10 protein-coding genes are annotated in these 12,570 nt (G+C 66.8%); all 10 read left to right on the top strand.

What is annotated here, in order from left to right:
- The 10 genes from AB3347_RS16850 to AB3347_RS16805 all read left to right on the top strand — a co-directional run bounded on the left by AB3347_RS16850 (position 1) and on the right by AB3347_RS16805 (position 12,351).
- Positions 1-861 (top strand): beta-1,6-N-acetylglucosaminyltransferase, encoded by an 861-nt coding sequence (locus AB3347_RS16850; protein WP_369092944.1) that lies wholly within the window; start codon positions 1-3, stop codon positions 859-861.
- Positions 862-937: 76 nt separating this feature from the next.
- Positions 938-1,927: a cation diffusion facilitator family transporter gene (locus AB3347_RS16845; protein ID WP_369092943.1), complete on the top strand. Its 990-nt coding sequence runs from the start codon at positions 938-940 to the stop codon at positions 1,925-1,927.
- A gap of 123 nt (positions 1,928-2,050) precedes the next feature.
- Complete coding sequence (locus tag AB3347_RS16840; RefSeq protein WP_369092942.1) at positions 2,051-3,277, top strand: glycosyltransferase; 1,227 nt, start codon at positions 2,051-2,053, stop codon at positions 3,275-3,277.
- Positions 3,278-3,415: 138 nt separating this feature from the next.
- Positions 3,416-4,588, top strand: a complete 1,173-nt coding sequence (locus AB3347_RS16835) for a glycosyltransferase family 4 protein (protein WP_369092941.1) — start codon at positions 3,416-3,418, stop codon at positions 4,586-4,588.
- Complete coding sequence (locus AB3347_RS16830; RefSeq protein ID WP_369092940.1) at positions 4,585-6,549, top strand: alginate lyase family protein; 1,965 nt, start codon at positions 4,585-4,587, stop codon at positions 6,547-6,549. The genes AB3347_RS16835 and AB3347_RS16830 overlap by 4 nt, the downstream gene beginning before the upstream one ends.
- A gap of 57 nt (positions 6,550-6,606) precedes the next feature.
- On the top strand, positions 6,607-7,740 hold the full coding sequence (gene wecB, locus AB3347_RS16825; RefSeq protein WP_369092939.1) for a non-hydrolyzing UDP-N-acetylglucosamine 2-epimerase: 1,134 nt from the start codon (positions 6,607-6,609) through the stop codon (positions 7,738-7,740).
- 28 nt (positions 7,741-7,768) lie between these two features.
- A complete protein-coding gene (locus AB3347_RS16820; RefSeq protein ID WP_369092938.1) occupies positions 7,769-8,527 on the top strand; it encodes a WecB/TagA/CpsF family glycosyltransferase in 759 nt (252 codons plus the stop codon).
- A 206-nt stretch (positions 8,528-8,733) separates the two neighbouring features.
- Positions 8,734-9,732: a UDP-glucose 4-epimerase GalE gene (gene galE, locus AB3347_RS16815; RefSeq protein WP_369092937.1), complete on the top strand. Its 999-nt coding sequence runs from the start codon at positions 8,734-8,736 to the stop codon at positions 9,730-9,732.
- A gap of 25 nt (positions 9,733-9,757) precedes the next feature.
- On the top strand, positions 9,758-10,936 hold the full coding sequence (locus AB3347_RS16810) for a sugar phosphate nucleotidyltransferase (RefSeq protein ID WP_369092936.1): 1,179 nt from the start codon (positions 9,758-9,760) through the stop codon (positions 10,934-10,936).
- Positions 10,933-12,351: a mannose-1-phosphate guanylyltransferase/mannose-6-phosphate isomerase gene (locus tag AB3347_RS16805; RefSeq protein ID WP_369092935.1), complete on the top strand. Its 1,419-nt coding sequence runs from the start codon at positions 10,933-10,935 to the stop codon at positions 12,349-12,351. Before AB3347_RS16810 ends, AB3347_RS16805 begins: the two co-directional genes overlap by 4 nt.
- The last annotated feature ends 219 nt before the right edge of the window (positions 12,352-12,570 follow it).

Raw genomic sequence — 12,570 nt, 5'->3', positions numbered from 1 at the left:
ATGAAACAGGTGTTCCTGATTTGCGCGCACAAGGACATGGACCAGCTCAATGCGCTGGTCGAGGCCTTGTCCGATCCGGACTTCACCGTCTACGTCCACCTCGACCGCAAGAGCACGCTCGATCCCGCCGCGCTGCACCCCGCCGCGCGCCGGGTGGCCCCGCGCATCGACGTGCGCTGGGGCGGCTTCTCGCAGGTGCAGGCCACCCTGGTCTCGCTGCGCCAGATCCTGCGCGAGCAGCCGGACTTCGACAAAGTCGTGTTCCTGTCGGCCCAGGACTTTCCGCTGCTGCCGAATGCCCTGCTCAAGCGCGAGCTGGCCCGCTTGAAAGATCACGAACTGCTGGAGACGGCGCCGATCCGCCCGGGCGGCTGGAACGTGGGCTTTCGCTACCAGTTCTTCCACCGCGAAGGAGGCGGGCGCCTGGAACGCCTGGCCTGCGCCCTGGCCAACCGCGCGCTGCGCCTGAGCGGCCGGCGGCGCCGCTTGCCGGACGGCTTCGTGCCGCATGGCGGCTCCTCGTGGTGGGCCCTGTCGCGCGCCTGCCTGGCCGAAGTGCTGCAGTTGGCCGACAGCCACCCGCGCCTGATGCGTTCCATGCGCACCGTCCAGTGCCCGGACGAGATGCTGTTCCAGACCCTGGTCATGCACTCGCGCTTCGCCGGCCGCGTGCTCTCGGACAATTACCGCTACGTGCAATGGCCGGAACACGGCGCCCGCAATCCCAAGGTACTCGACAGCGGCGATTTCGAGCGCATCCGCGCCTCGAACGCCCATTTCTGCCGCAAGCTCGACAGCCAGGCCAGCGCCGCGCTGCTGCCGGTGCTGGTGCAGTGGAAGGAAAGCCGCGCCGCGGCCTGAGGCGCGAGGCGGTGCGGGGGCGCACAGACGCGCTGCCGGCACGGGCCCATTCTGGCGGTCCGATCGGGAGAAACCCATGAACGACGCCACGCGCGACAGCAATCCGGAGCACCCCTCCACAGACGAGTCCAGCACGGAGGGGAGCGGACGCGAAGGTTCCCAGAAAGTGATCTATGCGGCGATCGGCGCCAACCTCGGGATCGCGGCCGCCAAGTTCATCGTGGCCGGGATCACGGGCAGCGCGGCGATGGTGGCGGAGGGCATCCACTCGGCCGTCGACACCGGCAACGAGTTCCTGTTGCTGCTCGGCGAGCGCAGGAGCAACCGTCCCGCCGACCGCAAGCATCCCTTCGGCTATGGCAAATCCCTGTACTTCTGGGCCCTGATCGTGGCGCTGTCGGTGTTTTCGCTGGGCGGCGGACTGTCGATCTACCACGGGATCCACGCGCTGCAGGATCCGCCTCCGCTGGAAGACCCGTTCTGGAACTACGTGGTGCTGGGCGTGGCCGCCGTCTTCGAAGGCTACAGCTGGAACCTGTCGCGCAAGGCCCTGAACGCGGTGCGCAAGCCGGGCGCCAGCCTGTGGCAGGCAGTGCGCGCGAGCAAGGATGCGTCGGTGTTTACGGTCTTCATCGAAGACTCGGCCGCGCTGCTGGGCCTTGCGATTGCCGCGCTCGGCATCGCGCTTGGCCAGTTTCTCGGCAACCCGTACGCCGATCCGGTCGCCACGATTCTGATCGGCCTGCTGTTGATCGGCGCCGCCTTCATGCTGGCGCGCGAAACCGGCGCCCTGCTGGTCGGCGAAAGCATCGACCGCGACCAGTTGGCCGCCCTGTACGCGCTGTTCCGCCGCGAGCCGGCGCTGGACAGCGTGAGCAGCCTGCGCACCATGCAGATGGGACCGGAGGAAGTCCTGCTGGCGGCCTCGGTCCAGTTCCGCCGGGGCATGCGGATCGACGAGGTAGAGCAGGCGATCGCCCGGCTCGAGGCGGCGGTCGCCGCCGAGCATCCGGTGATCCGCCAGATCTATTTCGAGGCCTCGGCCCTGCGCAGCTCCATGCACTGAAGCAGGCCGGCCGCGGTTTTTCGCGCCGAACGTGCTGCAGCGCACATTAGCGCGCCGCGCCCGAAGCGTGCTCGGGACACCCTGCGCTAGAATCGGCTGGCCTGGCTCATCCTTTCAAACCGTATGCGCAAGCCCCTGTCCATCGCCTTCATCGTCCGTGATCCCCTGCCGCCGCTGCGCGCCGACGTGGCGACCCTGTTCGGCGCCGAAATGCCGCGCTACGGCGTGCACAGCGAACTGGTGGGGCAGGCCGGCGGCGAGGACGGCGACGCCGGCGCGCCGTGGCCGGCCGGGGGCATGCACACGGTCGGCAGCCTGAAGTCGCGCTTCGCCGCCGTCCTGTCGCCGCTCTGGGACCTGCGCGGCCTGCTGCGCGCGCGACAGCGGGTGCGGCCGGACTGCATCCAGGTGCGCGACAAGATCGCCTCCGGCCTGCTCGGACGCCTGGCGGCCGCCGTGCTGCGGGTGCCCTTCGTGTACTGGATGTCCTTCCCGATCGTCGAAGGCTTCGAAGTGCGGCGCGACGAGATCGGCAGCCGCGGCAAGGGCCTGACGTGGTGCGCCCACGCCCTGCGCGCCTGGGCTTCGCGCTTGGTCATCTACCGCCTGGTGCTGCCCGGCGCCCACCACATCTTCGTGCAGAGCGAAGCCATGGCCGCCTGGCTGGCGGCGCGCGGCTTCGAGCGCGCCCGCATGACGGCCGTGCCGATGGGCGTCGACGCCACCCTGTTCGACCGCAATGCCGTCGCGCCGAGCGAGGACCCGCGTCTTGATGGGCGCCGTGTGATCCTCTACCTGGGCCGCATCGCCCAGGCGCGCCGCTCCGACTTCCTGCTCGAGGTGGCCGCGGAACTGAAGCGGGACGTGCCCGACCTGCTGCTGGTGATCGCCGGCGACGCCGCCTCGAACGACGAAATGGACTGGATGCGCGCCGAGATCGCGCGGCGCGGCATCCAGGACCACGTGCTGCTGACCGGCTGGCTGCCCCAGCGCAGCGCGCTCGGCTACGCGCTGCGGGCCGAGGTCGGACTGTCGCCGATCCCGCGCGGCACCCTGTTCGACGTGTCCTCGCCGACCAAGCTGGTCGAATACCTGGCGCTGGGCATTCCCAGCGTCGCCAACGACATCCCCGACCAGCAACTGGTCATCGACGAGAGCGGGGCAGGGCTGTGCGCGCCGATGGAGGCCAGGCCGTTCGCACAGGCGGTCAAGCGCTTGCTGGACGACAAGGCGCTTGCCGCCGAGTTCGCGAAACGTGGCCCAGCGTACGTAAACAGCCACCGCACCTATGCTATTCTGGGCCGGATTGTTGCAGAAACGTACACAAAAATCTTGCCGCGTCCGGGTTGAAAAAGCAACACGGGAGTCCGGCAGGCATCGAATCGTGCGCTTCCGGGAGTAAACACTGTTGTACCATCCAAAAAAATTTCTAATTTGCAAACTGAATTGCATCTGCGCTTCTGAGCGCGTGAGGGAAAGGCACATGGCATGAACCGGGCATCGGCACCAGCAGCGCCAGCGGCGACGCATGCCTCGCCACGGGTGCTCATGCTGGGAACCGAGCCCGGCGGTCGCGGCGGTGTCGCCACCGTGGTCTCGCTGCTGCGCCAGAACGGCCTGTTCGAACGCGAAGGCGTGTGCTACGTGGCCACCCATGCCGAAGGATCGCGCCCGGCCAAGATCGGCGCCGCCCTGAAGGGGCTGGCCGGCACCCTGGCCTGCCTGGCGCGCCGTCCCGACATCGTGCATGCGCATGCGGCGTCGAAAGGCAGCTTCGTGCGCAAGTCGGTGCTGCTGGCGCTGTCGCGCGCGAGCGGCGCCAACACCGTCTTCCACCTGCACGGCGCCTGTTTCGACGCCTTCATCGAAGGCTCCGGTCCGCGCATGCAGCGCTGGATTCGCCACACGCTGGAGCAAAGCTCGGTTGTCATCGCGCTGTCCAGCCGCTGGGCGGAGTACCTGCACGGCTTCGCGCCGCGCGCGCGGGTGGTGGTGATCCCGAACTCGGTGCCGCTGCCGCCGCCGGCCGCGGACGTGGCCGAACCGGGCCGCATCCTGTTCCTCGGCCAGGTCGAGCCGCGCAAGGGGATCTACGAACTGATCGAGGCGCTGGCCCTGCTCAAGGACCGCTTTCCGCAGGCGCGGCTGGCGATCGGCGGCCAGGGCGAACTGGACAAGGTGAAGCGCCGTGCCGGCGAGCTGGGTGTGCTCGACCGGGTCGAGGAACTGGGCTGGGTCACCGCCCGGCGCAAGCACGAGGAACTGGCGCGCGCCGCGGTCTTCTGCCTGCCCTCGCATGCCGAGGGCCTGCCGATGGCCCTGCTCGAAGCGATGGCGGCGGGCAAGGCGGTGCTCAGCACCGGCGTCGGCGGCATTCCGGATGCGCTGCGCGACGGCGACAACGGCCTGATGGTCGAGCCGGGCAAGGTGGACGCGCTGGCGGCCGGGCTGGCCAGGCTGCTCGGCGACGACGAAGAGCGCCGGCGCCTGGGCGGGCGTGCGCGCGCCACCATCGAACAGGAATTCGAGTCCAGCGTCGTGATCGGGCAGATTTCAGCGGTGTATCAACAATTAAGAAGCAATAAGAGGTTCCAGGACCACAGCGCGGCAAGCGAGCGCCAACAAGACGTGACGAGGTCACAAGACGGGGGAGAGCGATGAACGCAACAGTGAGGATAGGGTGGCTGGTGAACCGGCTGCGCTGCATGTCGGTGGCGGAAGTGGGATACCGGGTCCGGCAGGCGGCCGCGACGCGGATGGGCCGGCGCATGGCCGGCCGCACGGCGCCGGCGCCGCTGCCGCGCGCCCGCACGCTGGCGGTGCAGGGCGCACCCGCCCTCGATCCGCACGAGATCGAGGCCTTGCTGCTGGACGCCGAGCGCATCTGCGCCGGCCACGTGGTGCTGTTCGCCGAACGCCGCTACGACGTCGGCGCCCCCACCGCCTGGAACCGCGACCCCGAGACCGGCGTGGTCGGACCCGCCATCTACGCGGGCGACATCGCGATCACCCGGCGCGAGCAGGTCGGCGACATCAAGCACGTATGGGAGCTGAACCGCCACCTGCACCTGGTGCGCCTGGCGCAAGCCTGGGCGGTGAGCGGCGAGGAGCGCTGGCTGCACGCCCTCGGGCAGCAGCTGCGCAGCTGGCTCGAGCAGTGCCCGCCGCTGACCGGCCCCAACTGGACCAGCTCGCTGGAACTGGGCATCCGCCTGATCAACTGGAGCCTGGTGTGGCAGCTGGTGGGCGGCGAGAACGGCCCGCTGTTCGCCGGCGACGCCGGGCAACGGCTGCGCGAAGACTGGCAGGGCAGCATCCATGCCCACTGCCGCAGCATCGCGCGCCACCTGTCGCGCCACTCCTCGGCCAACAACCACCTGATCGGCGAACTGGCCGGCCTGTACGTCGGCGCCAGCACCTGGCCGTGCTGGAAGGAATCGGCCGACTGGCTGGAGCAGGCGCGCAGCGAGCTCGAACGCGAGGCCGTGCTGCAGTTCTCGCGCGACGGCGTCAACCGCGAGCAGGCCTTTGCCTACCACATCTTCTCGAGCGAATTCCTGTTCGTGGCCGGCCTGATGGGCCAGGCCTGCGGCCAGCCTTTCCCGCGCCACTACTGGGGTTCGCTGCAGCGCGCGCTGCGCTTCCTGCGCTCGGTGCGCGACGTCGGCGGCCACGTGCCGGCGGTGGGCGACGCCGACGACGGCGCCGTGTTCCGCCTGGACGCCTCCGGCATGGACCGCGCCGCCCAGCTGCTGGCGCTGGGCGACACCGTGTTCGGCGGCCATGCCGACAACCATCCGGGCGTGCGCTGGCTGCTGCACGCGCTGCCCGGCTCGCGCCCCGACTGCGATCCGCACGAGGTCGACACCGGCTGGGCCTTCCCGGACGGCGGCTATCTCCTGTTCGGCAACCACTTCGGCGAACACAGCGAGATCAAGGGCATGCTCGACTGCGGCCCGCTGGGCTACCTCGGCATCGCCGCCCATGGCCATGCCGACGCGCTGGCCATGACCCTGTCGGTGGCGGGCGAGGAGTGCCTGATCGATCCCGGCACCTATTCCTACTGGCAGGAGCAGAAGTGGCGCGACTACTTCCGCGGCACCTCCGCCCACAACACCGTGCGCATCGACGGCCTCGACCAGTCGACCAGCGGCGGGCGCTTCATGTGGCTGCGCAAGGCCGAGGCGCACATCGACCGCATGCCGAGCAGCCCGAACGACTTCGATTTCCGCGGCTCGCACGACGGCTATACCCGCCTGTCCGACCCGGTGCGCCACATGCGCAGCGTGCGCTTCGACGGCGCCAGCAATACCCTGACCGTGCGCGACGAGGTCTCGGCGCGCAAGCAGCACAAGGTCGAGCTGTTCTGGCACTTCGCGCCCGAACTCGACGTGCGCCTGACCAGCCAGGGGCTGTCGGTACGCGGCAAGCGCTTCGTGCTGCAGCTGCAGGCCAGCGGCGCCGACCTGCAGCTGGAGCTGGTGCGCGGGGCCGAGAACCCGCCGCTCGGCTGGTGCTCGCGCACCTACGAATCGAAGCGCCCTTGCGAAGTGCTCAGGATCACGACCGTATCGTCCGCCGTCCCGGTCGAATGCAGGTTTACAATAACGTTCTTGCATTAACAAACAATAATCAGTTTGTTTGCATAAAATTAGAAATTTATAAAGGGAAATGTCCAAATGCTGATTTATCTCGTTGCCGGTGCACGTCCGAATTTCATGAAGATCGCGCCGATCGTGCGCGCGCTCCAGGCGCAGGATGTCTTGTCGTTCAAGATCATCCACACCGGACAGCACTACGACCGCGAGATGAACGACGTGTTCTTCGAAGAGCTGGGCATCCCGCAGCCGGACGTGTTCATGGCCGCCGGCGGCGGCAGCCATGCCCAGCAGACCGCGAAGATCATGGTCGCTTTCGAAGAGCTGTGCATGGCCGAGCGTCCCGCGGCCGTGCTGGTGGTGGGCGACGTCAACTCGACCCTGGCCTGCTCGATCGTGGCCAAGAAGCTGGCGATCCCGGTGGCGCACGTCGAGGCCGGCCTGCGCAGCGGCGACATGGCGATGCCGGAAGAAATCAACCGCCTGGTCACCGACAGCATCTCGGACTGGTTCTTCGCCACCGAGCCGGCCGCTTGCGAGCACCTGCGCCGCGAAGGCAAGCCGGACGGCGCCGTGCACTACGTCGGCCACGTGATGGTGGACAACGTGCTGTACCAGGCCGACAAGCTCTCGAAGGCCGATACCTCGGCGTTCGAGACCAGCAGCTACAAGGCGCAGCGCCAGGCGCAGGGCGGACGCTACGGCGTGGTCACGCTGCACCGTCCCAGCAATGTGGACGAGCCGGAAACCTTTGCCCGCATCGCCGGCGCACTGAAGGAGATCGCGCAAGACCTGCCGCTGATCTTCCCGGTCCACCCGCGCACCCGCGCCAACATCGAGAAGTTCGGCATCGACCTCGGGCCGAACGTCACGCTGGCCGGCCCGCAGGCCTACATGGCCTTCCTCAACCTGTGGAAGGACGCGGCCGTGGTGCTCACCGACAGCGGCGGACTGCAGGAGGAAACCACGGCACTGGGCGTGCCCTGCGTGACCATCCGCGAAAACACCGAACGTCCGGTGACGGTCGACGAGGGCTCCAACGTCCTGGCCGGCACCGATCCCGAAGCCATCGTGCGCGAAGCCAGGAAGGTCTTGCGCGGCGAAGGCAAGCAGGGCCGCCGCCCCCACCTGTGGGACGGCAAGGCGGCCGAACGCATCGTCGCGATCCTGGCAAGGGAGCTCGCGGCGGCACCGCCGGAAGGCATTGCCGCATAGGTGCATTACCGAAGCGCAAAGGACTCACATGGATGACCGGATCACGTTGATGGGCTGTCAGGTGGACAACCTGACCATGGAAGAAACACTGGGCAAGGTCGAAGGATTCATCCAGTCCGGCCGGCCCCATCAGCACGTGGTGGTCAACGTGGACAAGCTGGTCAAGGCCAGCCGCGACCCGGAGTTGCGCCAGATTATCAACGACTGCGCGCTGGTCAACGTGGACGGCATGCCGGTGGTGTGGGCCTCGCGCCTGCTCGGCAAGCCGCTCAAGGAACGGGTCGCGGGCGTCGACCTGTTCGAGGCGCTGATGCGGCGCGCCGGCGACAAGGGCTGGCGTGTGTTCCTGCTGGGCGCGCGCGAGGAAGTCGTCGGCAAGGTGGCCGAGACCTATACCCGCAAGTACCCGAAGCTGGTGCTGGCGGGCTACCGCAACGGCTACTGGAAGGGCGAGGAAGAAGAAGCCCAGGTGGCCGAGCAGATCCGTCAAAGCGAGGCCGACCTGTTGTTCGTGGCGATCAGCTCGCCCAAGAAAGAGCAGTTCCTTGGCAAATACCAGGCCCATATGCGGATTCCTTTCGCGATGGGCGTCGGCGGCACCTTCGACGTCGCCATCGGCAAGGTCAAGCGGGCCCCGCTCTGGATGCAGAAGTCCGGGCTCGAATGGTTCTACCGCTTCCTGCAGGAGCCGCGCCGCATGTTCCGGCGCTACTTCATCGAAGACATGGCCTTCATCGGACTGTTCCTGAAGGAAGCCATCAAGGGCAGGCAAGTCAAGCAGGGATAGGGCGGCCGCAGAAGCCGCCTGTTACCGCACACAAATAAAACAAGCCCCGAGCAGGACAAGGCGTGGAGACCGCAGCGCTGCCGACCCGACCGCCCCGTGCGGCAGGCATCGGTAGGGTGTGGGCGTATCCGGCGTAGCCGTGATATGCTGCGCCATTTATTGTAATATTATTAATATATTTTATATATCACAGAGAGCGAAACGACATGAAGATCCTGGTTACTGGCGGTATGGGCTACATCGGCTCGCATACCGTCGTCGAGTTGCAGAGCGCGGGCCATGAGGTGGTCGTGGTGGACAACCTGTCCAACGCGGTCGCATCGGTGCAGGAACGCGTGCAGCGCATCACGAACAAGCCCTTCATCTTTGAAAAAGCCGACATCCGCGACCGCGCGGCCATGGAGCGCATCTTCGGCGCGTACCAGGTCGAGGCCGTGATCCACTTCGCCGGCCTGAAGGCGGTCGGCGAATCGGTGGCGCAGCCGCTGCGCTACTACGACAACAACGTCAACGGCAGCGTCATCCTGTTCGAGACCATGGCCAAGTTCGGTGTCAAGACCATCGTGTTCTCGTCCTCGGCCACGGTATACGGCGACCCGGCCTCGGTGCCGATCCGCGAAGACTTCCCGCTGTCGGCCACCAATCCCTACGGCCGCAGCAAACTGATGATCGAAGACATCCTGCGCGACCTGGCCAAGGCCGAACCCGACTGGCGCATCGCGCTGCTGCGCTACTTCAACCCGGTCGGCGCCCACGCGAGCGGCCTGATCGGCGAAGAGCCGAACGGCATCCCGAACAACCTCGTGCCCTACATCGCCCAGGTCGCCAACGGCCAGCGCGAGAAGCTGTCGGTGTTCGGCGGCGACTATCCGACCCCGGACGGCACCGGCCTGCGCGACTACATCCACGTGGTCGACCTGGCGATCGGCCACGTCAAGACCCTGGATCGCCTGGCGAAAGCGCCGGGCATCGTTACCTACAACCTCGGCACGGGCCGCGGCAACAGCGTGCTCGAAATGGTGCACGCCTTCGAGCAGGCCTGCGGGCGTCCGATCCCCTACCAGATCGTGGAGCGCCGCCCGGGCGACGTGGCCAAGTGCTATGCCGATCCGACCAAGGCCCGTGAAGAATTGGGATGGACTGCAGAGCGTGATGTCGCTCAAATGTGCGCCGACGTGTGGCGCTACCAAACCACAGCCAAATAATCTAAGTTATGTAAAGGACGGTCTGATGAAAGCCATGATTCTCGCTGCAGGCAAGGGCACGCGTGTACGCCCGCTGACCTATGACCTGCCTAAACCCATGATCCCCCTGCTGGGCAAACCCGTGATGGCCTACCTGGTCGAGCACCTCAAGAAGCATGGCGTGACCGAAATCATGGTCAACGTCAGCTGGCTCCACGAGAAAATCGAGGAGTACTTCGGCGAGGGCGAGCAGTTCGGCGTTCAGATCGGCTACTCCTTCGAAGGCTACATCAAGGACGACGGCGAAGTCGTGCCGGAACCGATCGGCTCGGCCGGCGGCATGAAGAAGATCCAGGAATTCGGCGGCTTCTTCGACGACACCACCATCGTCCTGTGCGGCGACGCCCTGATCGACCTCGACCTGAAAGCCGCGTTGCTCGAGCACCGCCGCAAGGGCGCGATGGCCACCGTCATCACCAAGGAAGTCCCGTGGGACAAGGTCTCGTCGTATGGCGTGGTGGTCACCGATGCCAACGGCCGCATCGTCGAGTTCCAGGAAAAGCCGTCCGAAGCCGAAGCGAAATCGAACTTCATCTCGACCGGCATCTACATCTTCGAGCCGGAAGTCATCGACCTGATCCCGTCGGGCGTGCCCTTCGACATCGGTTCCGAACTGTTCCCGCTGCTGGCCGAGCGCGGCCTGCCGTTCTACGCCCAGGGCCGCCCCTTCAACTGGCTCGACATCGGCACCATGAGCGACTACTGGGAAGTGCTGCAGACCGTGCTGACCGGCGAGGTCAACCACATGGACGTGCCGGGCATCCAGATCGAACCGGGCGTCTGGACCGGCCTGAACACCAGCATCGACTGGAACGGCACGGTCATCGAGGGGCCGGTCTACATTGGCTCGAACGTGCGCATCGAAGCGGGCGCGCGCATCGTCGGCCCGACCTGGATCGGGCACGGCAGCCACATTTGCGAAGGCGCCGAGGTCGTGCGTAGCGTGTTGTTCGAATACACACGGGTGTTGCATGATGTAACATTGAATGAAATGATAGTTTTCAAAGATTACAGTGTCGACCGCAAGGGCGAGATGAAGCACGCCTCCGAGTACTCCTCGGAAGAGTGGCTGAACGCGCGTGACCGCCGACGCTCCCGCCGCAAGGACAGCGACGTCGAAGCCGATACCGCATTAGAAAAAATCAGAGAGAAAGTAAGCGCATGAAAATTTATCCAGTCATCCTCTCCGGCGGCGCCGGTACCCGCCTGTGGCCGCTCTCGCGCGCCGTGCTGCCCAAGCAGCTGCTGCCCCTGGTGGCGGACAGGACCATGTTGCAGGAAACTGCGCTGCGGGTGGCCGGCTGGCCGGGAGTGATGGCGCCGCTGGTCGTGTGCGGCAACGACCACCGCTTCATGGTGGCCGAGCAGCTGCGCGAGATCGGCATCACGCCGCTGGGCATCCTGCTCGAGCCGGTCGGCCGCAACACCGCGCCGGCGGTGGCGGCCGCGGCCCACTACCTGAAGGCGATCGACCCGGAAGCCCTGATGCTGGTGCTGCCGGCCGACCACGTCATCGAAGACGGCGCCGCCTTCCGCGACGCGGTCGAACGCGCCGTGACCCTGGTGGGGCAGGGCGCGCTGGCCACCTTCGGCATCGTGCCGAAGACCCCGGAAACCGGCTATGGCTACATCCGCCGCGGCGAAGCCGTGAGCAACTGCGGCGACTGCTACAAGGTGGCGCGCTTCGTCGAGAAGCCGGACGCCGCCACCGCGCAAAGCTTCCTCGACGAAGGCGGCTACTACTGGAACAGCGGCATGTTCATGTTCCACGCCGAACGCTTCCTCCAGGAGCTGCAGGAACATGCGCCGGCCATCGCAGACGCCGCCGGCAAGGCCGTCAGCACCGGCTACCGCGACCTCGACTTCTGCCGCCTGGAAGAAAAGGCCTTCTCCGACAGCCCGTCCGATTCGATCGACTACGCGGTGATGGAAAAGACCCGCGACGCCGCCGTGGTCCCGGCCGACATCGGGTGGAACGACGTCGGCTCGTGGTCGGCGCTGTGGGAAGTGCAGCCCAAGGATGCCGACGGCAACGCCCGGCGCGGCGACGTCTACCTGGACGGCGTCACCAATTCGCTGGTGCGCGCCGAATCGCGCATCGTGGCCGTGGTCGGCGTCGACAACCTGGTGGTGGTCGAGACCCAGGATGCGGTGCTGGTCACCCACAAGGACCAGGTCCAGCGCGTCAAGCAGGTGGTCGACCACCTCAAGAGCAAGGCGCGTACCGAGCACCTGCACCACACCCGCGTCTACCGTCCCTGGGGCCACTACGAGGGCATCGATGCCGGCGACCGCTTCCAGGTCAAGCGCATCACGGTCAAGCCGGGCGAGAAGCTCTCGCTGCAGATGCACCACCACCGCGCCGAGCACTGGGTCGTGGTGTCGGGCACCGCGCGCGTGACCTGCGGCGAGAAGGTCTGCCTGCTGTCTGAAAACGAATCCACCTACATCCCGATCGGCGTCACCCACCGCCTGGAAAACCCGGGCAAGCTGCCGCTCGACCTCATCGAGGTGCAGTCCGGCAGCTACCTCGGCGAGGACGACATCGTCCGCTTCGAGGACATCTACCAGCGCGCCTGACGGGACGCCTGACAATTCCCCCGATGGCGGCCTGGTATCGTCTTGCCGTACCAGCGTACGGTCTTCGTGGTCCGCCACTGCGGCGATACGCCTTGCCCTCGGGGTTTTGTCAGACGCCCTTACTCCGCTCGGTCCTGCCGCCGGCATGGGGCAGGGCCGCGATCGCGTGGCCATAGGGCCGGGCCGTATGGCCGAGTGATAGCGCCGCGCTCGCTTGCA

Source organism: Massilia sp. X63, assembly GCF_041023745.1.
Taxonomy (GTDB): Bacteria; Pseudomonadota; Gammaproteobacteria; order Burkholderiales; family Burkholderiaceae_D; genus Telluria.
The sequence above is the reverse complement of the archived record's forward strand: the minus strand, read 5'-3'. Positions and strand labels throughout refer to the sequence as shown.

Coding starts and splice junctions, on each gene's coding strand:
- AB3347_RS16850 (WP_369092944.1), top strand. CDS start 1: ATGAAACAGGTGTTCCTGATTTGCGCGCACAAGGACATGGACCAGCTC.
- AB3347_RS16845 (WP_369092943.1), top strand. CDS start 938: ATGAACGACGCCACGCGCGACAGCAATCCGGAGCACCCCTCCACAGAC.
- AB3347_RS16840 (WP_369092942.1), top strand. CDS start 2,051: ATGCGCAAGCCCCTGTCCATCGCCTTCATCGTCCGTGATCCCCTGCCG.
- AB3347_RS16835 (WP_369092941.1), top strand. CDS start 3,416: ATGAACCGGGCATCGGCACCAGCAGCGCCAGCGGCGACGCATGCCTCG.
- AB3347_RS16830 (WP_369092940.1), top strand. CDS start 4,585: ATGAACGCAACAGTGAGGATAGGGTGGCTGGTGAACCGGCTGCGCTGC.
- wecB (WP_369092939.1), top strand. CDS start 6,607: ATGCTGATTTATCTCGTTGCCGGTGCACGTCCGAATTTCATGAAGATC.
- AB3347_RS16820 (WP_369092938.1), top strand. CDS start 7,769: ATGGATGACCGGATCACGTTGATGGGCTGTCAGGTGGACAACCTGACC.
- galE (WP_369092937.1), top strand. CDS start 8,734: ATGAAGATCCTGGTTACTGGCGGTATGGGCTACATCGGCTCGCATACC.
- AB3347_RS16810 (WP_369092936.1), top strand. CDS start 9,758: ATGAAAGCCATGATTCTCGCTGCAGGCAAGGGCACGCGTGTACGCCCG.
- AB3347_RS16805 (WP_369092935.1), top strand. CDS start 10,933: ATGAAAATTTATCCAGTCATCCTCTCCGGCGGCGCCGGTACCCGCCTG.